General features: G+C 64.4%; 19 protein-coding genes. 10 read left to right on the top strand and 9 right to left on the bottom strand.

All coding sequences use genetic code 11. The annotated features are described in order from the left end of the window. Positions 1–2,025: Rne/Rng family ribonuclease (locus WBG82_RS01305; protein ID WP_424420403.1), on the bottom strand; the 2,025-nt coding region annotated here is incomplete at its 3' end. Between the two features lie 853 nt (positions 2,026–2,878). Here WBG82_RS01305 and WBG82_RS01300 point away from each other — a divergent pair. The 3 genes from WBG82_RS01300 to prfB all read left to right on the top strand — a co-directional run bounded on the left by WBG82_RS01300 (position 2,879) and on the right by prfB (position 8,166). After that, the gene (locus tag WBG82_RS01300; RefSeq protein WP_424420400.1) at positions 2,879–4,279 is read left to right on the top strand and encodes an N-acetylmuramoyl-L-alanine amidase; all 1,401 of its coding nucleotides are present in this window, start codon (positions 2,879–2,881) and stop codon (positions 4,277–4,279) included. 163 nt (positions 4,280–4,442) lie between these two features. Next, a complete protein-coding gene (locus WBG82_RS01295) occupies positions 4,443–6,938 on the top strand; it encodes a penicillin-binding protein 1A (protein ID WP_424420398.1) in 2,496 nt (831 codons plus the stop codon). Positions 6,939–7,034: 96 nt separating this feature from the next. Then, positions 7,035–8,166, top strand: a protein-coding gene (gene prfB, locus WBG82_RS01290) for a peptide chain release factor 2 (protein WP_424420395.1) whose coding sequence is annotated in 2 segments (ribosomal slippage) — positions 7,035–7,103 and positions 7,105–8,166 — 1,131 coding nt in all. Because the reading frame shifts where the segments join, the coding sequence is not laid out codon by codon here. Between the two features lie 12 nt (positions 8,167–8,178). Here the strand turns inward: prfB and mobA are convergent. From mobA to bcp, 5 genes are all read right to left on the bottom strand, one after another. Next, positions 8,179–8,805, bottom strand: a complete 627-nt coding sequence (mobA, locus tag WBG82_RS01285; protein WP_424420392.1) for a molybdenum cofactor guanylyltransferase MobA — start codon at positions 8,803–8,805, stop codon at positions 8,179–8,181. A 119-nt stretch (positions 8,806–8,924) separates the two neighbouring features. Beyond that, positions 8,925–9,446 (bottom strand): bactofilin family protein, encoded by a 522-nt coding sequence (locus WBG82_RS01280; RefSeq protein WP_424420389.1) that lies wholly within the window; start codon positions 9,444–9,446, stop codon positions 8,925–8,927. Between the two features lie 28 nt (positions 9,447–9,474). Beyond that, entirely contained in the window at positions 9,475–10,848 is a 1,374-nt protein-coding gene (locus WBG82_RS01275; protein WP_424420387.1) for a peptidoglycan DD-metalloendopeptidase family protein, read from the bottom strand. A 172-nt stretch (positions 10,849–11,020) separates the two neighbouring features. Next, on the bottom strand, positions 11,021–11,809 hold the full coding sequence (locus WBG82_RS01270) for a ferritin-like domain-containing protein (RefSeq protein WP_424420406.1): 789 nt from the start codon (positions 11,807–11,809) through the stop codon (positions 11,021–11,023). Positions 11,810–11,871: 62 nt separating this feature from the next. Continuing rightward, positions 11,872–12,528, bottom strand: coding sequence for a thioredoxin-dependent thiol peroxidase (gene bcp / locus WBG82_RS01265; protein ID WP_424420385.1), 657 nt, complete (start codon positions 12,526–12,528; stop codon positions 11,872–11,874). Between the two features lie 224 nt (positions 12,529–12,752). Here bcp and WBG82_RS01260 point away from each other — a divergent pair, with 224 nt between their 5' ends. Together WBG82_RS01260 and WBG82_RS01255 are read left to right on the top strand one after the other, a co-directional pair. Further along, complete coding sequence (locus WBG82_RS01260) at positions 12,753–16,301, top strand: AsmA-like C-terminal domain-containing protein (RefSeq protein WP_424420383.1); 3,549 nt, start codon at positions 12,753–12,755, stop codon at positions 16,299–16,301. A gap of 83 nt (positions 16,302–16,384) precedes the next feature. Beyond that, positions 16,385–17,518 carry a ferritin-like domain-containing protein gene (locus WBG82_RS01255; RefSeq protein ID WP_424420380.1) on the top strand — a complete coding sequence of 378 codons (1,134 nt, stop codon included), beginning with the start codon at positions 16,385–16,387 and terminating at the stop codon, positions 17,516–17,518. Between the two features lie 90 nt (positions 17,519–17,608). Here WBG82_RS01255 and tyrS read toward each other — a convergent pair whose 3' ends face one another. Next, positions 17,609–18,865: a tyrosine--tRNA ligase gene (tyrS, locus tag WBG82_RS01250; protein ID WP_424420378.1), complete on the bottom strand. Its 1,257-nt coding sequence runs from the start codon at positions 18,863–18,865 to the stop codon at positions 17,609–17,611. A gap of 87 nt (positions 18,866–18,952) precedes the next feature. On the opposite strand from tyrS, the gene WBG82_RS01245 reads away from it, so the two are divergent. Then, the gene (locus tag WBG82_RS01245; protein ID WP_424420375.1) at positions 18,953–20,065 is read left to right on the top strand and encodes an anhydro-N-acetylmuramic acid kinase; all 1,113 of its coding nucleotides are present in this window, start codon (positions 18,953–18,955) and stop codon (positions 20,063–20,065) included. A gap of 72 nt (positions 20,066–20,137) precedes the next feature. Here the strand turns inward: WBG82_RS01245 and WBG82_RS01240 are convergent, their stop codons facing one another. Next, on the bottom strand, positions 20,138–20,488 hold the full coding sequence (locus tag WBG82_RS01240; protein WP_424420372.1) for a DUF3147 family protein: 351 nt from the start codon (positions 20,486–20,488) through the stop codon (positions 20,138–20,140). Positions 20,489–20,519: 31 nt separating this feature from the next. Continuing rightward, positions 20,520–21,176 carry an alpha/beta hydrolase gene (locus WBG82_RS01235; protein ID WP_424420370.1) on the bottom strand — a complete coding sequence of 219 codons (657 nt, stop codon included), beginning with the start codon at positions 21,174–21,176 and terminating at the stop codon, positions 20,520–20,522. 272 nt (positions 21,177–21,448) lie between these two features. On the opposite strand from WBG82_RS01235, the gene WBG82_RS01230 reads away from it, so the two are divergent. Genes WBG82_RS01230 through sufC form a run of 4 tightly spaced genes read left to right on the top strand, consistent with a single transcriptional unit; the run spans position 21,449 to position 25,380 of the window. Further along, positions 21,449–21,922 (top strand): Rrf2 family transcriptional regulator, encoded by a 474-nt coding sequence (locus tag WBG82_RS01230; RefSeq protein ID WP_324300060.1) that lies wholly within the window; start codon positions 21,449–21,451, stop codon positions 21,920–21,922. Between the two features lie 33 nt (positions 21,923–21,955). Next, positions 21,956–23,164: a cysteine desulfurase family protein gene (locus tag WBG82_RS01225; protein WP_424420366.1), complete on the top strand. Its 1,209-nt coding sequence runs from the start codon at positions 21,956–21,958 to the stop codon at positions 23,162–23,164. A gap of 21 nt (positions 23,165–23,185) precedes the next feature. Further along, complete coding sequence (gene sufB, locus WBG82_RS01220) at positions 23,186–24,640, top strand: Fe-S cluster assembly protein SufB (RefSeq protein WP_424420364.1); 1,455 nt, start codon at positions 23,186–23,188, stop codon at positions 24,638–24,640. Continuing rightward, positions 24,640–25,380 (top strand): Fe-S cluster assembly ATPase SufC, encoded by a 741-nt coding sequence (gene sufC / locus WBG82_RS01215; RefSeq protein WP_424420362.1) that lies wholly within the window; start codon positions 24,640–24,642, stop codon positions 25,378–25,380. The genes sufB and sufC overlap by 1 nt, the downstream gene beginning before the upstream one ends. Positions 25,381–25,388: the final 8 nt, after the last annotated feature.

Genomic DNA, 25,388 nt, shown 5'->3' with positions numbered 1-25,388 from the left:
CTCCGCCTCCATGCCCTCGGCGCCTTCCTCGCCCCGGCGGCCACCGCGCCTGCGACGGCGGCGGCGCCTGCGGCGGCCGCCATCTTCATGCTCTTCCTCGCCCTTGCGCGCATGCGTTTCCGCTTCGGCCGCTTCTTCGGCTTCCTCGGCCACTTCCTCGACGACGGGCTCTTCTTCCGTAAACGCCGTTTCGATGTTGATCGCGCCCTGTGCCGGACGCGCCCGCGTCAGCGCGCGTGCCTCAGCCACTTCGATCCGGTGCTCCGAACCCTTGAGCAGGTGATCGGCCTCGATATAGATCGACGTGCCGTAGCGCTCCTCGATGTCGAGAAGGTTGGCGCGCTTCTGATTGAGAATATAGACGGCCACATCGACCGGCACCTTGGCGGTGAAGGCGGCCGCTCGTCCCTTGATCGCTTCGGCCTCGACGCCGCGCAGCACATGAAGCGCCATGGATTCGACCGAGCGGACGAGGCCCGTGCCGTGGCAGTTCGGGCACTGGACCGTGGAGCCTTCGAGAACGCCCGAGCGCATGCGCTGGCGCGACATTTCGAGAAGGCCGAAATGGCTGATGCGGCCGACCTGGATGCGCGCCCGGTCGAACTTGAGTGCGTCCTTCAGCTTGCGTTCGACGGCGCGGTTGTTCCGGTTCTCCTCCATGTCGATGAAGTCGATCACGATGAGGCCGGCAAGGTCGCGCAGCCGCATCTGGCGCGCGATTTCCTCGGCTGCCTCGAGATTGGTCCGAAGCGCCGTCTGCTCGATGTTGCGCTCCTTGGTGGAGCGGCCCGAGTTGACGTCGATCGAGACGAGGGCTTCCGTCGGATTGATGACGACGTAGCCGCCCGATTTCAGCGTCACGACCGGGTTGAACATGGAATCGAGCTGCTGCTCGACCTGATGCTTCTGGAAGAGCGGCTGGCGATCCTTGTAGGGCTGAACATTCTTCGCATGGCTCGGCATGAGCATGCGCATGAAGTTCTTTGCTTCCTTGTAGCCCTCGTCGCCCTCGACGAAGACGGTGTCGATATCCTTGTCGTAGAGGTCGCGGATCGAGCGCTTGATGAGGCTGCCTTCCTCATAGACGAGGGCAGGGGCGATCGATTTGAGCGTCAGTTCGCGCACGCTCTCCCACATGCGCAGCAGATATTCGTAGTCGCGCTTGATCTCCGCCTTGGTGCGCTTGGCGCCCGCCGTGCGGATGATGAGGCCCATGCCCTCCGGCACCTCGAGCGACTCGGCGATGCCCTTGAGCTTCTTGCGGTCCGCGGCCTGCGTGATCTTGCGCGAAATGCCGCCGCCCCGCGCCGTGTTCGGCATCAGCACGCAATAGCGGCCGGCGAGCGAGAGGAAAGTGGTGAGCGCCGCGCCCTTGTTGCCGCGCTCTTCCTTGACGACCTGCACCAGCAGGATCTGCCGGCGCTTGATGACTTCCTGGATCTTGTAGTTGCGGAAGTTGTGCCGCTGCTTGCGGGGTTCGGCGTCGTCATGGACCTCGTCGAGCGCGTCATCCGCGCCGACGACCTCGACCGTCTGGTCGGAATGAACCGATTCCGTCTCGCCGCGGTCGATAGGCCCGTCGCCATCCTCGCCGTGATCGTCATGGTCGGCGTCGTCGTGATGCGCCTCGACGTGAGGAGCATCGGCAGGGGCCGCGGCCTCGGCAGGCGCGGGCGCTGCTGCGGCGGGCTCGGCCTCGCCGGCGTCCTGATCTTCCTCCTCGGCCTCGCGGCGCGCTGCAGCAGCCTGCTGCTTCACCAGCGCTTCGCGGTCGGCGACGGGGATCTGGTAGTAGTCGGGATGGATTTCGCTGAAGGCCAGAAAGCCGTGCCTGTTGCCGCCATACTCGATGAAAGCCGCCTGAAGCGACGGCTCAACGCGCGTGACCTTGGCCAGATAGATATTGCCGCGAAGCTGCTTTCGGCTTTCCGACTCGAAGTCGAATTCTTCAACCCGGTTGCCGCTGACGACCACGACCCGGGTTTCTTCCGGGTGGGTGGCATCGATGAGCATCTTGTTCGCCATTGAGAGAATCTCCAGGGCGCCATCCGCCGCAAATCGCAAGGCGCAAGTTCATGCGGCCGAGCGGGCGCGGGCGGGCGCCGATTTGATGAATCCGGCCGGTCGCCGCCACCGCATCGAGGATGGGCGCGGCGTTGGGGCCGGAAAGGGTCTGAAATGAGGAGGAGACGAGCACGCCGCAGGCAGCATGACGTGAGGCGACAGACTTGTGCGCGTAGCGAACCTGTCCTGCCTGTCTGCCGTTTAACTGCGTCGGTGCGTCGTGCATCGGAACCTTGCGTTACCCCCTGAAGACGCCGGGGGCGGGCGGAACTTGCCGTCGCCCGCTCGCTCCATCCACGGGACGAAGGGGGCTGGACGAGCGTAACTCGCTCTTGCGGTGTGGCACCGTGTTCACAGTCGGGCTGAAAGGGCGGCAAACCGCAAAATGCCGTTCCGCATGTCGCGGGGGCCTGTCCGTCGCGTCCTTTCGGCTAATCGGACCCCGGGAGCCCGGATCTCAGTGACCAGGCGACCGATGGGTGGATGCCAAACCGGCTAGCCCCTGTTTTGTACTTGGTACGATCCTGATTTGGCAAGAGATGCTTGATCGCGGATCGGCGCCGGTCCGGGGCTACCTCCCATTAACCACCCGAACCCTTGAAAAACCGTAAAAATTTCCGCCCTTGTAACGGTTTATAAAGTATTCTCGTCACAATAGTTTAGACCTGCTTCATTGATTCAGCCGCGCTTGGCCGGAGCATGAACAAGCAGGGGGCCGGCCGCGATCGGCGATCGCAAAGGCGTGGGCTGCGGGTGCGTTATGGTCAATAAGCTGCGACGAATCTCTGGGGGGAGAGCAGGGCTGCGAGCGCTCGTGCGGCCGCTTCTCGTCGCATTCGCCTTTTTCGCTTTCTCGGCCCCCTTCGCGGTGGCGCAGCCCGCCCAGGGCGTTCTCGGCACGTTGCCGCTTTCGCCACCGCGCGCCGAAACCGCCTCCGGGCGTCAGCCCGACGATCTAACGCGCCTCTTCAACGAAGCCGCCCTGCCGCCCGCATCGGGCGCGGCGGCCGAGCCTTCGGCGCCGCTTCCGCCTCAGACGCGGCCTTCCACGGTCGGCGAGGCCGGTTCGGCCATCGCCGGCATCCGCGTCGGCGACCGGGAAGGCGAAACGCGGTTCGTGGTCGAGCTGAGCGGCAACAAGCCGGCCCGCTATCAGGTCTACACGCTCGCCGATCCTTATCGCGTGATTGTCGACTTTCCCGATCTCGCCTCGCGCCTGCCCGAGAGCGGCGGCGAGAAAGGGCGGGGCGTCATCGCGGATTACCGTTATGGCGAATTCCAGAACAACACGTTCCGCGTCGTCATAGATACGACCGGGCCTGTCTCCGTCTCGCGCAATTTCGTGCTCGATCCGCAGGGCGGCTTTGGACCGCGCGTGGTGCTCGATCTCGCGCCGACGGATCGCGCGAGCTTCCTCAGGACGGCGGGCCTGCCCGGATCGGACAAGGCCGTCTCGATCGAGCCTAAGCCCGAACGCGCCGTGACCGCGCCGCAAAATCCCGCGGCGAGGGTGCCCCATCGCCGCGTCGTCGTCATCGACCCCGGCCATGGCGGCGTCGATCCCGGCACGCATGGCCGTTCGAGCGGCGTGGTCGAGAAGGATGTCGTGCTCGCCTTCAGCAAGGAGCTTGCGCAGAAGCTGCGCGCGACTGGCCGCTATGAAGTTCACCTGACGCGCGACAAGGACGTGTTCATCCCTCTGCGGGGGCGCGTGCAGATCGCCCGCCAGCGCAATGCCGATCTCTTCATATCGATCCATGCGGATTCGATTGCGAAGCCCGATGTGCGCGGCATGTCGATTTACACGCTCTCCGAGACGGCTTCCGACAAGGAAGCGGCCGAGCTTGCGCGCAAGGAAAACCTCTCCGACGTCATCGCCGGTATCGATTTTCAGGGCGAGTCCAGGGAAGTTACGGGAATTCTGATCGACCTCGCGCAGCGCGAGACCAAGAACTACTCCGTCCGTTTCGCGCGGTCCGTGGTCGATTACGCGCGCCACTCGACGGCGCTTCTGGACCCTGCGCACCGTTTCGCGGGCTTCGTGGTGCTGAAGGCCCCGGACGTGCCTTCCGTGCTGGTGGAGCTTGGCTTCCTGACCAATCGCGCCGACGAAAAGCAGCTGACCTCGCCGAAATGGCGCAGCTCCGTCGCCACCTCTTTCGTCCGCGCCATAGACCGCTATTTTGGCGACCGGCTCGCCGAGGGGCCGAACTGACAGCTAACGGGCCGCGCGGCGGCCCCGTTAACCGAGCCGAACGCTCCCTTCGCCGGAAGGTTTCGATCGGGGGCAAGACCGTGCTAAATGTCGGGCGCATCGCGGAGGCCGGATATGCCTCTCCCCGTGTGCGATCGGCAATGTTCGAGAGAAGGATGGGGCGGTGAGCCCATTGTGGAAAATTCTGACGGCTCTGGCGGCGGTCTTTCTGGTTTGCGTCGCGGGCGTGCTTTTCGTCGGTGGCTATCTGCTCTGGCAGATGAACATCGAACTCCCTGACTATTCCAAGCTCGCCGATTATGAGCCGCCGGTCATGACCCGCGTGCATGCGGGCGACGGCACGCTGATCGCGGAATATGCCCGCGAACGCCGCCTCTATGTTCCGATCGACGCGATCCCGAGCCGCGTCATCGAGGCCTTCCTCGCGGCCGAGGACAAGCACTTCTATACCCATAGCGGCATCGACCCGGTCGGCATCGCCCGCGCCATGGTCGACAACGTCTTCAACGTCATCAACGATCGCCGCCTCGTCGGCGCGTCGACCATCACGCAGCAGGTGGCGCGCAATTTCCTTCTGACGCGCGATCGCAACGCACAGCGCAAGATCACGGAAATCCTGCTCGCGCTGCGAATGGAGAAAGCCTACTCGAAGGCCAAGATCCTCGAGCTTTATCTGAACGAAATCTATCTCGGCAGCGGCAGCTATGGCGTGGCGGCGGCCGCGCTCAATTATTTTGGCAAGCCGCTCAACGAGCTTTCGGTCGCCGAAGCGGCCTATCTCGCCTCCTTGCCCAAGGGACCGGAGAACTACAATCCCTACACCCATCGGGATCGTGCGATCGCGCGGCGAAACTGGGTGATCGGCCGGATGCAGGAGGACAGCGCCATCACGGCCGAGGAGGCACGCGCGGCGCTCGCCGAGCCCTTCGTCACCATTCAGCGCCCGGTCGGCGTGCAGGTCGCCTCCACCCAATATTTCGTCGAGGAGGTTCGCCGCGAGCTTTACTCGAAGTTTGGTGAGCAGAAGCTCTATGAGGGCGGGCTCAATGTCCGCACCACCATCGACACGAGGCTGCAGGCGATCGTCCGCCGCGCGCTTCGCAAGGGGCTGACGGATTACGACCGCCGCCACGGCTATCGCGGCGCGGTGGCCACGCTTCAGCCCGGCGAGAACTGGCATGAGGCCCTCGCCAAGCGGCCCTTCGCCGAAGACCTGGCGCCCTGGACATTGGCCGTGGTGCTCGATTTGTCACCCCAATCGGCCAAGATCGGACTGCGCCCCGAAAAACTCGGCAACGGCAAATTCTCGACCGAGATCAAGACCGGCACACTCCCATTCTCGGAAATGTCCTGGGCACGGAAGTCGATCAACGACAAGTATCTCGGCCCGGCTCTGAAGCAGCCGTCCGATGCGCTCGCCGTCGGCGACATTATCTGTGTCGAACCGATCTACAAGAAGGGCCAAACCGCGCCGGATCACTACGCGCTGCGCCAGGTTCCGGCCGTCAATGGCGCCGTCATCGCGATGGACCCGCATACGGGCCGCGTGCTCGCCATGCAGGGCGGCTTCAGCTTCGATCAGAGCGAATTCAATCGCGCGACGCAGGCGCTGCGCCAGCCCGGCTCGTCCTTCAAGCCCTTCGTTTACGCGGCGGCTCTCGACCACGGCTTCACGCCGGCCAGCCTTGTGCTCGACGCGCCTTTCGTCATGGATCAGGGGCCCGTGCTCGGGCTCTGGAAGCCGGAGAACTACGAGCACAATTTCTTCGGGCCCTCGACCCTGCGGTTCGGGCTTGAGCGCTCGCGCAACGTCATGACGGTGCGCCTCGCACAGAGCGTCGGAATGAATACCGTGGCCGATTATGCCCGCCGCTTCGGCATCACGGACAACATGCAGCCGGTTCTTTCCATGTCGCTGGGCGCCGGAGAGACGACGCTGATGAGGCTCGCAAGCGCCTTTGCCATCCTCGACAATGGCGGGCGAAAGGTCACGCCGACACTGATCGACCGCATCCAGGACCGTTGGGGCCACACGATCTACAAGCATGACGATCGTCCGTGCCCGGACTGCAATGCGGATTGGTCGAACCAGCTGCCGCCCGAGCTTCCCGACAATCGCGAGCAGGTCGAAAGCGCGCAGACCGCCTATCAGATCACCTCGATGCTCGAAGGCGCCATTCAGCGCGGGACGGGATCGGCGGTGAAGGTCGTGCCCGTGCCTCTCGCGGGCAAGACCGGCACGTCGAGCGACGAGCGCGACGCCTGGTTCATGGGCTATTCGCCCAATCTCGTGGTCGGCGTCTTCGTCGGCTACGACAATCCGACGCCGCTTGGCCGGGCCGAGACGGGCGGGCGCACCGCCGCGCCGATTTTCCGCGACATCATGATGGAAGAAGTCGGTGGCGAGCCCGCGATCCCGTTCCGCATTCCGCCCGGCATCAATCTGGTCAAGATCGATGCGAAGAGCGGCCAGCTTGCATCATCCAGTGATCCGAACGTGATCCTCGAAGCCTTCAAGGAAGGCACCGAGCCGCAAACCGCCTCGGGCACGCCGACGCTTGGCGTCGTCACCGGCGCACCCGTGACCGATTTCGACAGCGGGACATCGGGCGCGGCGAGCGGCGACAGCATCACGTCGGGAACCGGCGGGCTTTATTGAGACGGCGCGGCTGAAGCGCATGCGATCGCCGAGGGCGGGTTTACACCCGCCGCCGTTCAGCCTATTTTCCGCGCCTGATTCAGAGGAGACAGAAAAATGCGTGCCGAGACCCAGGGCATAGCCGACGAAATCAAGCAGTCCTTGGGACTGCTGAGGAGGCATCTTTGACTGGGATACAGCCCGCAAACGCCTCGATGAACTGAACGCCCGAGCCGAGGATCCCAATTTCTGGAACGATCCCGCGCAGGCGCGTGCGCTGATGAGCGAGCGGACGCGCCTCGACGCGGCGATCAACGCCTATCTGCGCCTCGAAACCGCACTCAATGACAATCTCGAGCTGATCGAACTCGGCGAGATGGAAGGCGACGAGGGCATCGTCAGGGAGGCTGAAGAAGCCCTCAAGGCGGTGCATGAGGACGCGCGCAAGGCCGAGATCGAAACCCTGCTTGCAGGCGAGGCGGACGGCAACGACGCCTATCTCGAAGTGCATTCCGGCGCCGGCGGCACCGAAAGCCAGGACTGGGCGCAGATGCTGCTGCGCATGTACACGCGCTGGGCGGAGCGCAAGGGCTACAAGGTCGAACTGGTCGAACGCCATGACGGCGAAGAAGCCGGCATCAAATCGGCGACCGTCATCGTCAAGGGCCACAATGCGTTCGGCTGGCTCAAGACGGAATCCGGCGTTCATCGCCTCGTCCGCATTTCGCCTTACGACTCCAATGCGCGGCGTCATACGAGCTTTTCGAGCGTCTGGGTCTATCCGGTGGTGGACGACTCGATCAACATCGACGTCAAGGAAAGCGACTGCCGCATCGACACCTATCGCTCCTCGGGCGCTGGCGGCCAGCACGTCAACACGACGGACAGCGCCGTCCGCATCACCCATCTGCCGACCGGCATCGTCGTCGCCTGTCAGAACGAGCGTTCGCAGCACAAGAACCGGGCGACGGCCTGGAACATGCTGCGCGCCCGTCTCTACGAACTCGAACTCGAGAAGCGCGAAGCCGCCGCCAATGCCGAGGCCGCGAGCAAGACGGATATCGGCTGGGGCCATCAGATCCGCTCCTACGTCCTCCAGCCCTATCAGATGGTGAAGGACCTGAGGACGGGCGTCGAAAGCCCGACGCCATCGGACGTGCTCGATGGCGGCCTCGACGAGTTCATGGCCGCGGCGCTCGCCGCCCGTGTGCGCGGCGGGCCGGAGCAGCCGGTCGAAGACATCGCCTGAGGAGACGGGCCGTCAGTCTCTGACGGCGCCGCTCTCCCACAGCGCTTCCAGCGCCTCGATATCCGCGGGCGTGTTCGCGCCGAGAAAGGGATCGTAGCCGCCATCGAAATCGGCGTGAGCCGCGCCGAGGGAACGCTGAACGATCCGCACGGCGCGCTCTCCTGCACGAAATCGCTTCTCGACATCACTCCGCAGGCTCGTCGCCCATAGCGCGGCGAGCGGATAGGGCTCTCCGCCAAATCGCGCCACGGCGCAGCGCGCAGGGGCCGCGCTCATTGCGGCGGCGAGGCTCCTTCCAAGCGTGCGGGGTATGAAGGGCGTATCGCCGGAGACGGCGAGCAGCGCATCCTGCCCGCGCGCTTCGGCCCAGCCGAGCCCGGCGACAATGCCCGCAAGCGGTCCTTCGTTTTCGGCAGGCACCGTGCCGCCGGAACTGGCGTCCGGCAGCACTGGAAGCCCGAATGCCTCGAACCGGGCAGGGTCGCCATTGGCGCCGATCGCGAGCGTTTCGACCTGCGGCGCGAGCCTCTCGATCAGATGCGCGAGAATGCTCCGCCCGCCGATGGCGATGAGGCATTTGTCGCCGCCGCCCATCCGGCTTGCGCGGCCACCTGCCAGAATGAGACCGGAAACCTTCATGGCTCTTGCCCGCCTCCGCTGGATGCGGCGACGACGATCACATGGAACCCGGCGCCAACGCAAAACGGCCGCCCCCGTGAAGAGGCAGCCGTCAGCGAATTTGGGTCCGACGTGTTGGCTTACTGGGCCGCGGGCCGCTTCACCACGACGCCGCCATCGCCCACGACGACCGGGCTCGCGGCCTCGGCCGGGCGCGGCGCCATCGGGCGCGGGACGGCGAGAGGAGCGGCACCCGCCGGGCGGGAAGGCGCGGCCGGCTTCGGCGCGGCGGCCGGCTGGCTGATCGGATCGTCGGAATGGCGGCAATTGCCCTCGAAGAACGCGCCCGTTTCTACGGCCAGCGCCTCGTGCAGAATGTCGCCCTCGACATGGGATGTGGACGAAAGCTGGACGCGCCGTCCCCGAATGGTACCGATCACGCGGCCGCGGATGACGATGTCGTCGGCCACGATCTCGCCGTTGATAGAGGCTTTCTCGCCGACCGTCAGCGACTGGCTGCGAATATCGCCTTCGACCGTTCCGTCGACCTGGATGTCGCCGCTCGCGGTGAGATTGCCATGCACCACCAGATCGGTGGAGATGATGGAAGGAGCGGTGCGCGCGCCCGTTCTCTTGATCGGCGCGATCGGAGCTGGCGCCACGACGGGAGCGGCTGGTTTCTCGGACTCTTTACCCTTGTTTCGCGAAAACATAATGCCCTGCCTCGATGAACTTGGAGGGGTCACGGACGATACCGTCGAACCAAACCTCATAATGGAGATGAGGCCCGCTGCTGCGACCAGAGGACCCGACTTTGCCGACAACGTCCCGGAAAGCAATTTTCTGGCCAACTTTCACGTCGATGCGACTGAGATGGCCATAACGGGTGTGAAAGCCGTTTCCGAGATCGACCTCCACCATGCGCCCATAGGCGCCTTTCCAATCGGCGAAGATGACGGTGCCCGGGGCTGTCGCGAGAACCGGCTTGCCATAATCGGTGGCGAGGTCGAGGCCCGCGTGAAACGCCATTTTGCCGTTGAAGGGATCGACGCGCGGCCCGAAGCCGCTCGTCTCGTGATAGCCGGCCAGCGGTTCGGCCAGCGGCATTCTTGCGATGGAGCTTTCCAGATTGGCCATGGTGCGAAGGTTTTGGCTGACCCGGAAAACCTGCCTTGAGAAGTCGTTTTCGTCGCCAGCGCCGGCCAGCGCCTCGCCTTCCTCGAGGCCGAGGAAGGGGCCGCCTTCCGCCGCGCTGCGCGGCGATTTGTTCTTCGTGAGCGTCTTCACATCCACGACGTCGGTCATGCCGATGATCGCCTTGAGCTCGCGGATCTTGCGGTCGGTCGTCTCCTCGACTGAGTTGATGAGGCCCTGCTGGGCGCGGTCGAGCCGCGTCAGCCGCGCGTCAATTTGAGACGCTGTGCCGTTATGGCCGTCATGCGCGCCGCCGGCGAGGCCGGCGATGTCGGGGCCGCCATCGGCGCCATCGACCACGAATGTCTGATCGCCCTCGGCTCGCTGCGGCCGCGTCGTCGTATGCGCGATGCCGGGCCCATCGGACTCGTGGTCCATCGTCATCAGGATCGTGTTGCCCTGCGCGCTGTTTCCGGTCCCGCGCGTCGTCGCCGCGTAGCGCTCGCGCATGGCGTTGAGTTCGAGCCCAGCGGACTGGCGCTGGGTCATGAGCTGGGTGAGCTGGCGGTGCTTGTTTTCCAGCGCGCGCGTGGTGGCGAGGAAGCGCTCCTGCGAGATGATGAGCTGGCCGTTGAGCTGGTCATAGGCGGATTGAAGCTCCGCCATGCGCTCCTCATAGGCGCTCTGCATCTTCACATAGCGCTGGTCCTTGGAGGCGATGATCTGCTCCTTGAAGACCACATTCACGGAGGCAAACGCGACCCAGCCGAAGAAGAAGAGGGCAATTCCCGCGAAGACCGCCTGCGTCAGCGGCGAGAGCGAGACGAATTGCACCTGCCCATGGCTGCGAAGATAGATCTGCCGCTCGACATAGTGATGGCGCGCGAAACGGCGCACGGCATCGCCGAACCCCGAGCCTCTATGGTGCATGCCCCTCATGCGCCATAACCCCCCTCTACGACAGCCCCTCGATCGAACGGCGTAACCACGGACACACAGGCTAAAATCCAGTGCGCTGGTTAACATCTGATTGAGAAACTTTTATGCCATCCCCCGATGTCGAAATACTGTCGCTTAATGGGACGAGAAAGAAAAGACTTTTTCACCCTACGGAAAGCGGCTCGTAGAAGGAGGGGAGAAAACCGGCCTGTGCCCGGGCATCTGCATTGAAAGGTGGCTTGAGCGAGCCACGGAAGTGCCGTCTGACCAGAGAATGGAAGGTCTGCTCACTGTCGAGTCCTTCTCTGGCGCACAAATAGCGGAACCAGCGCACACCAGCCCCAACATGTTGCTGCTCGTCGCGATAAATGACGCCGAGCACGGCGGCGCTTTCATGGTCGCCCGCGCCGGTGAGCCGCTCGATCATGACCGGAGTGACGTCGAGGCCGCGCGCCTCGAGCACCATGGGCACGATCGCGAGGCGGGCGAGAAGATCGTGGCGTGTTTCATGCGCCGCCTGCCAGAGCCCGTCATGGGCGGGCAGGTCGCCATAGGTTCCGCCCATGGCCGCGAGCCGCGCCTGAAGCAGCATGAAGTGGCGCGCTTCATCGTCGCCGACCGAAATCCAGTCGTCGAAAAAGGCGCGGGGCAGCGGCTCTCCCGCAAACCGGCCGGCGATGTCGAAGGCAAGGTCGATGGCGTTGAGTTCGATATGGGCGAGAGAATGCAGGAGCGCGAAGCGCCCGCGCGGGCCCTTGAATGTGCGCCTCGGCATTTCGTTCGGCGGCAGAAGCTGCGGCCATGCCGGGCGTTGCGGGCGGTCGGGCAGTTCTCCCGGCGCAAGCGGCAGCGCGCCCGCGCGCCAGAGAGCCGCCGCTTCATGTGCGAGGCGGGCCTTGCCTTCGGCATCGGGGCATTCGAGTACGGCGCGGGCGGCCTCCGCCAGCGACATTCCTTCGCAAATGGCGGAGGAGGGAGAGGTCGGTTCGATCGTCACGTAGTATTTCCGCTCGCTCAGAGGCCCTTCACCGCGGCCAGCACCTCGTCGGCATGGCCATCGACCTTGACCTTCGGCCACACATGGCGAATGACGCCCTTGGCATCGATCAGGAAGGTCGTGCGGTCGATGCCCATATAGGTCCGGCCATAGAGCTTCTTTTCGCCCCAGACGCCATAGGCTTCGAGCATCTTCGTGCTTTCGTCGGAAAGAAGCCGGATCGACAGCCCGTGCTTGTCCCTGAACTTGCAGTGGGAGGCGACGGAATCCCTGGAAACGCCGAGGACCACGGCCCCTGCCGCCGCGAAGGCGGCCTTCTTGGCCGAGAAGGCGATCGCCTCGATCGTGCAGCCCGGCGTGTCGTCCTTGGGATAGAAGTAGAGAACGATCTTCTTTCCCGGAAAGCTGCCAAGGCTGACGCTGCTGCCGTCATCGGCGGGAAGTGAAAATGCCGGAGCGCGCTCGCCGACCGCCGGAAGCGCGCGGGCGCTGGCGGGCGCGGCAGGCTTTGCGCCGGCGGGCTTCGCCTTTGCAGCGGTCTTCGGAGCGGCCTTGGCGGCAGAGGCCGTCTTGGGTTTCGCGGCCGCCTTTGCCGTTGCCTTCGCCTTTGCGGCGGGGGCCTTCTTCGCCGCCGCCTTCACGTCCGGCTTCTTTGCTCCAACCGTCTTCGCCATGAGCATCTCTCCAGTCGCTTGCCTCACCTTGCGGGCGCGACGCCGCCCGTCCGGCCTCCAATATGCATGAGCGTCGCTCAATGAACATCGTAAACAAATGGGCGATGTCCAGTCAGGCCGCCCCAAATCAGAAGACTTGAGCGGAGCCTGCGAGTAAAACAACACGAAACGCACTCGTCCGATCGGCTTCAAGGCCATGACGAGCAAGAGGGGCCAGTCGTTTCTTGATTCGCCGGACGAGTAAGATTGCTCTGGAGATTTTCGGCGTCGCCGTCGCCGCGATGGCGGTGCTGCTCGCCGTGCTGGCCTGGCGGCTCTCGACCGGTCCGATTTCGCTGCCGATCATGAACCAGATGATCGAGGATGCCGTCCGGCGCGATCTGCAGGGCGGCCGTCTGACGGTCGACAACACCGTCCTCATCTGGACGCCGGAGGACCAGCAGCTCGGCTTCCGGCTGGCGAATGTCCGCCTCACCGGCGCGGACGGCAATCTGGTGGCCGCGATCCCCGATTTGCAATTCCGCCTGAGCGTGCCGGCGCTGCTGGTCGGCCGGCTTGCGCCGACCTATGTCGATTTCTATGGCGTGCAGGCGTCGATCGTGCGCCGGCCGGGGACGGGCATTTCGCTGGGGCTTGCTTCGGCGGGCGCCGCGCCCGCCGCGCCGAGCGAGGGAGATGCCTCCGCCATCCTCGCGCCGATGTTCGAGGCGCTTGCGACCGGCAACACGACGAATTCGGTCCTCGGCTATCTGCGCCATGTCGGCATGAGGAACGCGACGCTGCGCTTTGTTGATGAAGTCAATGGAGTGACCTTCGTGGCGCCCGACGCAAATCTCGCCATGTATCGCGGCGCGGGTGGCGGCGTGGCGGGCTCGCTCATCGCCGATATGCGGATCGGCGACACCACAAGCCACATCGAACTCAACGGGACGCTGCCGCGCGGCGGCACGTCGCTCGAAGTCGGCATGAGGGCGACGAATGTCGTGCCCGCAGCGCTTGCGCGCATGTCGCCCGCCTTCGCCAACTACGCGATGTTCGACGCCCCCATCGGCGCCACCGGCACGCTCAACATGCGCACAGATGGCTCGGTGGCCTCGGCGCAGCTCATGCTCGAAGCGGGCAAGGGCACCTTCACCCTGCCGGGCCTGGAGCAGGCGCCGGTCGCGCTCGAAAAGGCGCATGCCGAGATCGCGCTCGATGCGCTCGCGCACCGCCTCGACCTGAAGCAACTCGTCCTTCAGGCCGGGCCTCACAGCGTCTCGCTGGTGGGGCATGTCGATTACACGCTCGGCGCCGGTCTCAATGTCTCATCGGCGCGCGTCGAGCTTACCGGTGGCAAGACCGCGACGCAGATGGCCGGGTTCTTTGAAGGTCCGGTGGAGCTCGACGATATCCGCTTCAACGGCCTGCTCGATTTCGACAAGCGCTCGCTTTCGATCGATGAGGTGAGCCTTGGCGTCGCGGGCGGGGGAAGGATCGCCGCCGCCGGAACGATCGGCGAGGGGGCGCGTTCGCCTTCCGTTGACATGAGCGGCACTCTGACCTCGATCCCGGTCGATACGGTGCGCGCCATCTGGCCGCTTCCCCTCTCGCACAATGCGCGCGAGTGGGTGTCCGAGAACATGAAGGGCGGGATGCTCAACAAGGGCTCGTTCCGCGTCGACGCGCCCGCCGACATGCTGGCCGATGCCGACAATGGCATGGCGATCCCGAACGAGCGAATTCGCTTTGAGTTCGATGTCACCGGCACGACCATCTCCTATCTCGGCAAGATGCCGCCCATGACGGGCGTGACCGCGCGCGGATTGCTGCAGGGCGACCGCTTCGACGCATGGGTCAACTCGGCCTCGGTCGCATTGTCGCCCGGCCGTTCCATCGCTGTCTCGAACGGTCACTTCGCGGATGGCGCGCTTGCCGACAAGCACAGCATTGGCGAGATCGAGCTTTCGGCGTCGGGCGCGACCGCCGACCTTCTCGGCCTGCTGAACCACGAGCCGCTGAAGCTCATCGGCGGGTTCGGCCTCGATCCGGCGACCGTCGGCGGCAGCGGTACGCTCAGCGCCAGGCTCAGGCTGCCGCTCGTGAAGGATGTGAAGATCGACGATGTGGACTTCTCCGGCAAGGCGCGCGCCGAGAAGATCTCCATCCCGAACATTCAGAAGGATCTTTCGGTCACGGACGGCGCTCTCGACATCGACGTGCAGCGCACCGGCCTCAAGGCGAGGGGAACCGTCAGCATCAATGGCAGCGTTCCGCTGAGGCTCGTCTGGAGCGAGAGCTTCGTTCCCACGCGCGGGCCGGGATCGGTCTTCGAGCTTTCGGGCTATCTCGACGACGCGAGCCGTACCGCCGTCGGTCTTCCGCTCACGGAATTCATTTCGGGAACGGCCGAAGTGCAGGCGAAATTCACCGGCCGCGGTTCGGCGATCACCAATGCCACCGTTCATGCCGAATTGTCGGCCGCGATCGCCAAGGTGGACGACCTCGCCTGGATGAAGCCGGTCGGCAAGCCGGCAACCGCCGACCTCAAGGTCGAGTTCATTCGTGATGCCTATCGCATCTCGGATTTCGTGCTGGCGGGAGAGGGCATTGACGCGAAGGGCGGCTTCAGCATCGACAATGCTGGACGCATTCTCGCCGCCGATTTTCCGGTCGTTAGGCTCGGTGCCTCGAACGATCTCTCCTTGAAGGCGAAGCGCGATCCGAAGGGCGCCCTCGTCCTGGACATCAGCGGCGCGAAGGCAGATGCGCGGGGGCTCATTCAGGACTTCATTTCCGGCTCGGGCGACAAGGCGGAAGCGGAGAAGGCCGCCACGCGGCTACTGACGCCGGAAATGGAGCAGGACCCTTCGCTCCGGTCGATGATCCGCGCCAATGTGGCCGAAGTCGCCGCGCAGAACAACACGAAGCTCATGGGGCTCAAGGCGTCCTTCACCCAGATCGACGGCGAGGTCTATCTGATGGAGCTTTCCGGCGCCGACAGGAATGGCGGCGCGCTCGCCGTGGAGATCAGGAGCGGGGCGGACAGGACGCGCGAGTTCTTCATGCATTCGCCCGATGCGGGCTTCGTCCTCAGCGCGCTCGATCTGATGACGAGCGCACGCGGCGGCACGCTGAACGCCAGAGCGGTGATCGACGACAAGCTTCCGGGCTCGCCCATGAAGGGCGAGTTCTCGGCCGACAAGTTCCGCATCGTGAACGCGCCCGTCCTCGCGAGCATTCTGACGCTGGGCTCGCTCACGGGCATCCGAGATACGCTCAATGGCGAAGGCATTTATTTCGATTCGCTGAAGCTCCCTTTCAACGTGACCGGCCACAGGATCCGCGTGGAGGACGCACGCATGTCCGGCCCCGCCATCGGCCTCACCATGAATGGCGAGATCGACCGCGCGCGAAACGTAACCGTCATGGAGGGCACGCTGGTGCCCGCCTACACGATCAATTCGATTCTCGGCAATGTGCCGTTGCTCGGTCCGCTGATCGTCGGCCGGCAGGGCGAGGGGGTCTTCGGCTTCACCTATACGGTCAAGGGCGACATCGACAATCCGAGCGTGATCGTGAACCCGCTCTCCGCCATCGCGCCGGGTTTCCTGCGCCGCCTCTTCGAGTTTTCAAAATCCCTGCCGCCGGAGGCACCGGCGCAAGCCGCGCCTTCGGAGGCGGCGCCTGAACCGCGCCCCGTGCCGCTCCCCGCAGGGAGGCCCGAATCGTCGTCCGCGGCCCCGGCTGCCCCTGAGTCCGCGCCCGTGCCCGGAACGGCTCCAAAACAATAGTGCGGAGTACCGATTTAAATTGCGGAGTTTTTCTCCGCATATAGGATAGGGTTATTGGCATATGGACGGCGGAGGAGGAGACGATGTCCACAAACCAGAAAATGACCGTGGATTCTGCTTATGAGGCGGTGGCCCCGGACGACTTTCCGGCCATGATGGATGTGGAGCGCTATGGGCAGCGTTCGGCCGCATTCGACAAGATCATTTCGGCGACGCATGACCATTTCTGGGATCCGCTCGATCCCAAATATATCGACTTCAACGATAGCTGGGATCTCGACAGCCAGTTGCTGATGCCGGCGGACTTCAACATGGAGTTGAAGACTGCTGTTTCAGACAAGCTGGACGAGAGGCAGAAGATCTATCTCGTCAACGAATCCGTGCGCTGGACCATGTCCTCGATCCTTCATGGCGAGCAGGGCGCGCTCGCGCTGTCGGCGAGCCTCTGCCACATTCTGAAGGACCCGGGCGCGCAGGAATACGCCGCCAACCAGACGCGCGAGGAAGCGCGCCACGTCACGGGCTTCGCCAAATACATTCAGGCCCGCTGGGGCAAGCCGAAGCCCTGCGGCGTCGTTCTCGAAAAGCTGCTCTGCGAGATCGTGGCGACGCCCCTCGTCTGGAAGAAGCTCGTCGGCATGCAGATGATCGTCGAGGGCCTCGCCATGGGGACTTTCGCGACCTTCTACGCCAAGACGAACGATCCGCTGATGCGCAAGCTGATGCAGTTCGTGATGACGGACGAAGCCTTCCATCACAAGTTCGGCAAGATCTGGGCCGATCGCACCGTGCCGAAGCTGCCGGAGAACGAGCGCAACCTGATCGAGGACTGGGCGCTCGAGGTCTTCATGATGCTCATGCGCAATTCGACCGGGCCCGAGCAGAAGAAGGAAATCTACGAGCGCATCGGCCTTGATTGGCGCTGGGTGCAGGGCGCGCTCACCGAAGCCCTCACCGACAGGAACATGCGCAAGGAACTTCAGGAATCGACCAACGTGTTCCGTGTGCTGATCAAGACGCTGCTCAAGGCCGGCATCGTCACGAAGCGCACCGCGCACTACTACGCCGCCTATGTCGACATGGAAGAACTCTATGGCGAAGGCGACCGCATGGTGGGCGACGACATCGCCGAGGAAGGCATCCGCTATCTGCGCGAGATCAACGGCGCGGGCGGTCAGGCGGCGATCTACGCGCTTGGCGGTCAGGCTGCCGAATAGTCATTGAGCCGGCCCTGAAGGCGCGGTTTGCGCCCTCGACATATCAGCGCCATGGCCCGACGAGCCCGGGTCATGGCGCTTTTTGTTGGTTCAGCCCTTCGCCTTCAGGAGAACGTGGCGCTTCTTGCCGAGCGAAAGTTTGATGATGCCGTCGCCGGTGAGGTTCGCGCCTGTCAGCGCCAGTCGCTCGTCGGAGACCGCCTCGTCATTCAGGCGAACGGCGCCGCCCTTGATCTGGCGGCGCGCATCGCTGGTCGAGGTGACGAGCCCCGCGGTCACCAGCGCGTTGAGAATGCCGAAACCTGCATCGAGGCTCGCCGCCTCGATCTCGACCGTCGGCAGGTCGGCGCTGATCGTTCCTTCCTCGAAGGCCGCCCGCGCGGCGGCGGCGGCCTTTTCGGCCTCTTCGCGGCCATGCAGCATCGCGGTCGCTTCGGTGGCCAGCACCTTCTTCGCCTCGTTCAGTTCGGCGCCTTCGAGCTTTTCGAGCCGCGCGATCTCCGCGAGCGGCATTTCGGTGAAGAGCCGGAGGAAGCGGCCGACATCGGCGTCTTCGGTGTTGCGCCAGAACTGCCAGTAGTCGAAGGGCGAGCGCATATCCGCGTTGAGCCAGACGGCGCCCTGCGCGGTCTTGCCCATCTTGGCGCCGGAGGCGGTGGTGATGAGCGGGCAGGTGAGAGCGAAGAGGTCGAGGCTCGCGGCGCGGCGCCCGAGTTCGAGCCCGTTGACGATATTGCCCCACTGATCCGAGCCGCCCATCTGGAGCCGGCAGCCATAGCGCTTGCCAAGTTCGACGAAGTCATAGGCCTGGAGGATCATGTAGTTGAATTCGAGGAAGGAGAGCGGCTGCTCGCGTTCCAGCCTGAGCTTCACGCTGTCGAAGGAGAGCATGCGGTTGACCGAGAAGTGGCGGCCGTAATCGCGCAGGAAGGCGATATATTCGAGCTTGTCGAGCCACTCGGCATTGTTGACCATGATCGCGTCGGTCGGCCCGTCGCCGAAGGTCAGGAAGCGCGTGAAGACGGTCTTGATCGAGGCCATGTTGGCCGCGATCTGGTCGTCGGTCAGGAGCTGGCGCGACTCGTCCTTGCCCGACGGATCGCCGACCTTTGTGGTTCCACCGCCCATCAGCACGATGGGCTTGTGGCCCGCCTGCTGCAGCCGGCGCAGCATCATGATGCCCATGAGATGGCCGACATGAAGGCTCGGTCCCGTGCAGTCGAAGCCGATATAGGCGGTGACGGTTTCCCTGGCGGCATAGGCATCCAGAGCCTCCGGATCGGAGATCTGGTGAATGAAACCGCGCGCATCGATTTCGCGCAGGAAGTCGGACTTGAAATTGCTCATGATCGGCTCGATTGACGCTGATGCCATAGGCATGAAGGAGCCGGTGGTGTATCACGCTTTTACGACAGGGAAAAACGGGCAAACGCCATGATCCGCGCCATCGGCCTGATGAGCGGCACCTCGCTCGACGGCATCGACGCCGCCATTCTGGAAACGGATGGCGAGCATGTCGTGCGCCCCGGCCGCAGCCTCGGCATACCCTATTCAGCGGAGGAGCGGGCGGTACTGCGGCAGGCGCTCGAAGCCGCCAAGGGCTGGGAGCCCGGCGAGCCGATGCCCGAGCCCGTCGCCGAGGCCGAGCGGCTGCTGACGCTCGCCCATGCGGTGGCGGTTCGCCGCCTGCTCGATGAGGCGGGGCTTGCGCCCGCCGATGTGGAGGTCGTCGGCTTCCACGGCCAGACCGTCCTTCACCAGCCCGAGCGGCGCCGGACGGTGCAGATCGGCATGGGCGAGGCTCTGGCGGACCTGATCGGCATTGATGTCGTCAATGATTTCCGCTCGGCGGATGTCGCGGCGGGCGGCCATGGCGCGCCGCTCGTGCCGCTTTATCACCAGGCGCTGGCGCGGAGCGCGGGCATCAGGGAGCCGGTCGCCATCGTCAATATCGGCGGTGTCGGGAACATCACCTATGTCGCGCCGGAAGGAGAGCTCATCGCCTTCGATACGGGGCCGGGCAATGCGCTCATCGACGATTGGGCGCATCGCCACACGGGCGAGCCCGTCGATCTCGACGGGGCGCTCGCGGGCGCGGGGGAGGTCGATGTCGAGGTGCTGCGAGAATTGATGGAACATGACTTCTTCGAGGCGCCGCCGCCGAAATCGCTCGACCGCTTTTCCTTTTCGTCCGCCGCCGTCGAGCGCCTCTCGCCGCCCGATGGCGCGGCGACGCTGACGGCATTCACCGTGGAGGCGATTGCGCGCGGCGTCGCGCACATTCCGGGCGTTCCCTCGCGCTTCATCGTCTGCGGAGGCGGGCGGCGCAATCCGGTGCTGATGCGGATGCTCTCGAAGCGCCTGCAGGGCGGGGTTCTGCCTGCGGAGGATCTGGGCTGGCGGGGCGACGATGTGGAGGCGGAAGCCTTCGCCTATCTCGCGGTCCGCTCGCTTCGCGGCCTGCCGCTCAGCCTTCCGACCACGACCGGCGTGCCGGAGCCGATGCCCGGAGGCCGGCTCCACAGGGCCGGCCGACAAGGCCGATGAAATGAGGCCGGCTCCACAGGGCCGGCCGACAAGGCCGATGAAGCGAGGGGGACTCCACAGAGCCGGCCGCTCCTAGAGGCTGACGCCGAACCTCGCCGCGATCCAGATGGTTGCCAGATAGAGCAGCATGGTGAGCAGGCAGGAGGCGGCGAGCGCGAGCCAGAAGCCCGTTCCATATCTGAGCAGCGCCGGCAGCACGAGAAACATCGGCAGCGTCGGCAGCACATACCAGAAGGTCGACTCGGCGAGGCTCGCAATGCGCTCCTTGTCGCCGGTGTCGTTCCAGAGCCAGATGAAGGCGAGGATCGAAATGAGCGGCAGCGAGACGACGAGCGCGCCTAAAGACGGGCTGCGCTTGGCGATCTCCGAAACGGCCATGATGATGAAGCCGGAGAGGAGCGCCTTCACGATTGCATAGAGCATCGGCGTTCCCCTCTGGCCGGTTTGGCGCGGTTCAGGCTTTCTGCGCGTGAGCGGCGAGGCGCTTGTCGAGATAGGCGCCCGAGACGCTGGTGAGCTGCTCGAGATGCGAATCGAAGAAGTGGTTGGCGCCGTCGATCGTCGTGTGCTCGATGACGATGCCCTTCTGCGTCTTCAGCCTGTCCACGAGCTTCTGCACATCCGCCGCCGGCGCGACCTGGTCGGCGCTGCCATTGATGATGAGGCCCGAAGAGGGGCAGGGCGCGAGGAAGGTGAAGTCATACATGTTGGCGGGCGGAGCGACCGAGATGAAGCCCTCGATCTCCGGCCGGCGCATGAGCACCTGCATGGCGATCCAGGCGCCGAAGGAGAAGCCCGCAATCCAGCACTGGGAGGCGTCGGGGTTCTGCGCCTGAAGCCAGTCGAGGGCGGAAGCCGCGTCCGAAAGCTCGCCAATGCCGGAATCGAAGGCGCCCTGGCTGCGGCCGACGCCCCGGAAATTGAACCGCAGAACCGAAAAACCGCGCGCGACAAAGCCCTGAAAGAGCGTGTAGGTCACGGGGTTGTTCATGGTGCCGCCGAACTGGGGGTGCGGGTGCAGCACCAGCGCGATCGGCGAATTGGCCTTGCGGCTGTGATGGTAGCGGCCTTCGATGCGGCCGGCAGGACCATTGAAAATAACCTCAGGCATGCCCGTCTCACTCACCTTGCTATTAACCGACTGAGAGCGTCGGAAATTTTCCGTCGCAATCGGCTCTTTTCCTCTGGAAATCTTTCCCGGAGGCAGCTAAATAGTTGACTAAGGCGCTCGGGATAGGCCGGGCCGAAGTGCAAAAGCCTCCCCCCGAACTCATGCCGGGCCCGAAGGAGAGGCGCACGTTCTTAACACAGGCAAGTCCCGGTTAGGCAAGGGTTTTGGCCCTTTGCGCCGCCAGGAAGCTCTGTTTCGAGAGGAGAAGGTCCGTGAAACTCACGACAAAGGGTCGTTATGCGGTCATGGCCATGGCCGATCTCGCCCGCTACAGCACGGGCCGTCCCGTGGCGCTGGCCGACATCGCCGAGCGTCAGGAAATTTCGCTCTCATATCTCGAGCAGCTTTTCGCCAAGCTGCGCAGGGGCAATCTGGTGAAGAGCGTTCGCGGCCCCGGCGGCGGCTATCTGCTCTCCCGCCATGCGGACGACATCCGCATTTCGGACGTCATCCTGGCGGTGGACGAGCCCATCAAGGCGACGCGCTGCGAAGTCGGCTCTCCCAAAGGATGCATGGGAAACAATTCCAGCCGCTGCATCACCCACGATCTCTGGGCCGAGCTGAGCCACCATATTCAGCTTTTCCTCGGCTCGGTGTCGCTCGGCGATGTGATCAACGGCCGCGTGGTATCGACCGCGAGCCCGCGTCCCGCACCCGAGCAGGCGATTTCCAACGCCGCCGATTGAACGAAAACTCCTGACGCCTGAGGCACTGAAGGCATGACGATCGAGCGCGCCTATATGGACCACAATGCCACCGCTCCGGTTCGCCCGGAAGCGGCGGAGGCGGTCGCGCGCGTGCTCGCACTGACTGGCAATCCGTCATCCGTTCATGCCGAGGGGCGGGCGGCACACAAGATCGTCGAGGATGCGAGGGCGGCGGTTGCCGCGCTGGTGAACGCGAAGCCCGCGGAAATCACCTTCACGAGCGGCGGCACCGAAGCGGCGAACCTTGCCCTTCACGCGGCGAGGAACGCGCTCGGCGTTCGCCGCATCGTCCTGTCCTCGGTGGAGCACGATGCCGTGCGGCTTGCGGCAGCCCATTCCGGCCTTGAGGTGGAGGTGCTGCCGGTCAACGAGAGCGGCGTTGCCGATCTTGAGGCGCTGGCCGGGCTTCTCGACGCGCCGGGCAAGGTCAGGACGCTCGTGGCGCTGATGCTTGCGAATAATGAAACGGGCGTCATTCAGCCCGTGGCCGAGGCGGCCGCGATGGCGCGCGCGGCGGGCGCCTTCCTGCTCACGGATGCCATTCAGGCCGTAGGCCGCATGCCGGTCGATTTCGCCGCGCTCGGCGTCGACATGATGCTGCTTTCCGGGCACAAGCTCGGCAGCCCGCAGGGTGTGGGCGCGCTGGTCTGGCGCGATGAGCTTGCATTCGAGCCGCTCATTCGCGGGGGCGGGCAGGAATTGCGCCGCCGCTCCGGCACCGAAAACGTGCCGGGCATTGCGGGCTTCGGCGCTGCGGCGCGCGCCGCGGCGAGGGATGCCGATGCTTATGCGCGCATCGTGGAACTTCGCGACGCGCTCGAAGCCGCCTTGAAGGCGGCCGTGCCGGAAGTGCGGATTTTTGGCGAGAATGCGCCAAGGCTTGCCAATACGAGCCTTTTCTCGTCGGCGGGACTCAATGCGGAAACGCTGCTCATGATCCTCGATCTCGACGGTTTTGCGGTGAGCGCGGGTTCCGCCTGTTCGTCGGGAAAGGTGGCGCGCTCCCATGTGCTCGAGGCGATGGGCGTGGAGCCTTACCTCGCCAAGGGCGCGGTCCGTGTCAGCCTCGGCCTTGCGAACACGCGCGCCGAGATCGAACGGTTCGTTGGAAGCTGGGCCCGCGCGGCGGCAAAAGCGCGCGCCCATCAGAGTGATGTGAAGACCGGCGTGCAGGAGAGCGCATCGGTGCGGGCGGCGGCCTCTTCGGCCGTGCCGGCTTGAGAATGAAGTGGAGAGTACGAGATGGCAGCCGTTAGCGAGACGATCGATACGGTCGATCAGGTTGCAGCCGACAAGTATAAGTACGGCTTCACCACCGATATCGAATCCGAGAAAGCTCCCAAGGGCCTGAACGAGGATACGATCCGTTTCATCTCGGCCAAGAAACACGAGCCCGAATGGATGCTCGAATGGCGCCTGCAGGCCTATCACCGCTGGCTCCAGATGGAGGAGCCGAAATGGGCGAAGGTCGCCTATCCGCCGATCGACTTCCAGGACGCCTATTATTTCGCCGCGCCGAAGCAGAACGCGAAGCCCGCGAGCCTCGATGAGGTCGATCCGAAGCTGCTCGAGACTTACGAGAAGCTCGGCATTCCGCTCGCGGAGCAGGAAGTGCTGGCGGGCGTCGCCGTCGATGCCGTGTTCGACTCCGTCTCCGTGGTCACCACTTTCCGTGCGAAGCTCATGGAAGCGGGCGTGATCTTCTGCCCCTTCTCGGAGGCGGTGCGCGAATATCCCGAGCTTGTCCGCAAGTATCTCGGCACAGTCGTGCCGTACTCGGACAATTATTATGCGACGCTGAATTCCGCCGTCTTCTCCGACGGGTCGTTTGTCTACATCCCCGAAGGCGTGCGCTGCCCGATGGAGCTTTCGACCTATTTCCGCATCAACGAGAAGCAGACGGGCCAGTTCGAGCGCACGCTCATCATCGCCGACAAGGGCTCCTATGTGAGCTATCTCGAAGGCTGCACCGCTCCGCAGCGCGACGAGAACCAGCTTCACGCCGCCGTCGTCGAGCTCGTCGCGCTCGACGATGCCGAGATCAAATATTCGACGGTGCAGAACTGGTTCCCCGGCGACGAGGACGGCACGGGCGGCATCTACAACTTCGTCACCAAGCGTGGCGACTGCCGTGGCGCCCGTTCCAAGATTTCCTGGACGCAGGTGGAAACCGGATCGGCCGTCACCTGGAAATATCCAAGCTGCATCCTGCGCGGCGAGGGGTCGAGCGGCGAGTTCTATTCGATCGCCATCTCCAACCATTTCCAGCAGGTCGACAGCGGCACGAAGATGATCCATCTCGGCAAGAACACGTCGAGCCGCATCGTCTCGAAGGGCATTTCCGCCGGTCGCTCGTCGAACACCTATCGCGGGCTCGTGAGCGTTCACAAGAAGGCGGAGAACGTCCGCAACTTCACGCAGTGCGACAGCCTGCTCATCGGCTCGAAGTGCGCGGCGCACACCGTGCCCTATATCGAGGCGAAGAATCCGACCGCGATCCTCGAACATGAGGCGACGACATCGAAGATCAGCGAGGAACAGCTCTTCTATTGCCGCCAGCGCGGCGTACCCGAGGAAGAGGCGGTCGCGCTCATCGTCAACGGCTTCTGCCGCGAAGTGCTGCAGCATTTGCCGATGGAATTCGCAGTCGAGGCGCAAAAGCTCGTCGGTATCAGCCTGGAAGGAAGCGTAGGATAATGCTCGAGATCAAGAACCTGCATGTCGTCGTGGACGGCAAGGAAATCCTGAAGGGCATCGATCTCACGGTCGGCGCGGGCGAAGTCCATGCCATCATGGGACCGAACGGTTCCGGCAAGTCGACGCTTTCCTATGTGCTCGCCGGGCGCCAGGGATATGAGGTGACGGAAGGCTCTATCACATACAAGGGCAGGGATCTCCTCGCCATGAATGTGGATGAGCGCGCGGCTGCGGGCGTCTTCCTCGCCTTCCAGTATCCGATCGAGATTCCGGGCGTCACCAACATGATGTTCCTGAAGACCGCGATCAATGCGCAGAGGAAGGCGCGCGGCGAGGCCGATCTCGATGCGCCGCGTTTCCTGAAGCTCGTGCGCGAGAAGTCGAAGCCGCTCAACATCAGCGAGGACATGCTGAAGCGCGCGGTCAATGTCGGCTTCTCGGGCGGCGAGAAGAAGCGGGCGGAAGTGCTTCAGATGGCGATGCTGGAGCCCTCGCTCGCGGTTCTCGACGAAACCGACTCCGGCCTCGACATCGACGCGCTAAAGGTCGTCGCCGATGGCGTCAACGCGCTGCGCTCGCCCGAGCGCGCGATGATCGTCATCACCCATTATCAGCGTCTGCTCGATTACATCGTGCCGGATGTCGTCCATGTGCTCTCGAAGGGCCGGATCGTCCGCTCGGGCGGCAAGGAGCTTGCCGCGGAACTCGAGCGGACCGGCTATGCCGAGTTTGCGGCGTAAGGATCGGA

It is taken from the genome of Parvibaculum sp., from assembly GCF_049671045.1.
GTDB lineage: Bacteria > Pseudomonadota > Alphaproteobacteria > Parvibaculales > Parvibaculaceae > Parvibaculum.
The sequence above is the reverse complement of the archived record's forward strand: the minus strand, read 5'-3'. Positions and strand labels throughout refer to the sequence as shown.

Excerpts from the sequence above, each read along its gene's own strand:
- WBG82_RS01255 (WP_424420380.1), top strand. The coding sequence starts at position 16,385 with ATGTCCACAAACCAGAAAATGACCGTGGATTCTGCTTATGAGGCGGTG.
- WBG82_RS01225 (WP_424420366.1), top strand. The coding sequence starts at position 21,956 with ATGACGATCGAGCGCGCCTATATGGACCACAATGCCACCGCTCCGGTT.
- WBG82_RS01235 (WP_424420370.1), bottom strand. The coding sequence starts at position 21,176 with ATGCCTGAGGTTATTTTCAATGGTCCTGCCGGCCGCATCGAAGGCCGC.
- WBG82_RS01270 (WP_424420406.1), bottom strand. The coding sequence starts at position 11,809 with ATGTCGCTGGCGGAGGCCGCCCGCGCCGTACTCGAATGCCCCGATGCC.
- bcp (WP_424420385.1), bottom strand. The coding sequence starts at position 12,528 with ATGGCGAAGACGGTTGGAGCAAAGAAGCCGGACGTGAAGGCGGCGGCG.
- WBG82_RS01240 (WP_424420372.1), bottom strand. The coding sequence starts at position 20,488 with ATGCTCTATGCAATCGTGAAGGCGCTCCTCTCCGGCTTCATCATCATG.
- tyrS (WP_424420378.1), bottom strand. The coding sequence starts at position 18,865 with ATGAGCAATTTCAAGTCCGACTTCCTGCGCGAAATCGATGCGCGCGGT.
- WBG82_RS01245 (WP_424420375.1), top strand. The coding sequence starts at position 18,953 with ATGATCCGCGCCATCGGCCTGATGAGCGGCACCTCGCTCGACGGCATC.
- mobA (WP_424420392.1), bottom strand. The coding sequence starts at position 8,805 with ATGAAGGTTTCCGGTCTCATTCTGGCAGGTGGCCGCGCAAGCCGGATG.
- sufC (WP_424420362.1), top strand. The coding sequence starts at position 24,640 with ATGCTCGAGATCAAGAACCTGCATGTCGTCGTGGACGGCAAGGAAATC.
- WBG82_RS01275 (WP_424420387.1), bottom strand. The coding sequence starts at position 10,848 with ATGCACCATAGAGGCTCGGGGTTCGGCGATGCCGTGCGCCGTTTCGCG.
- sufB (WP_424420364.1), top strand. The coding sequence starts at position 23,186 with ATGGCAGCCGTTAGCGAGACGATCGATACGGTCGATCAGGTTGCAGCC.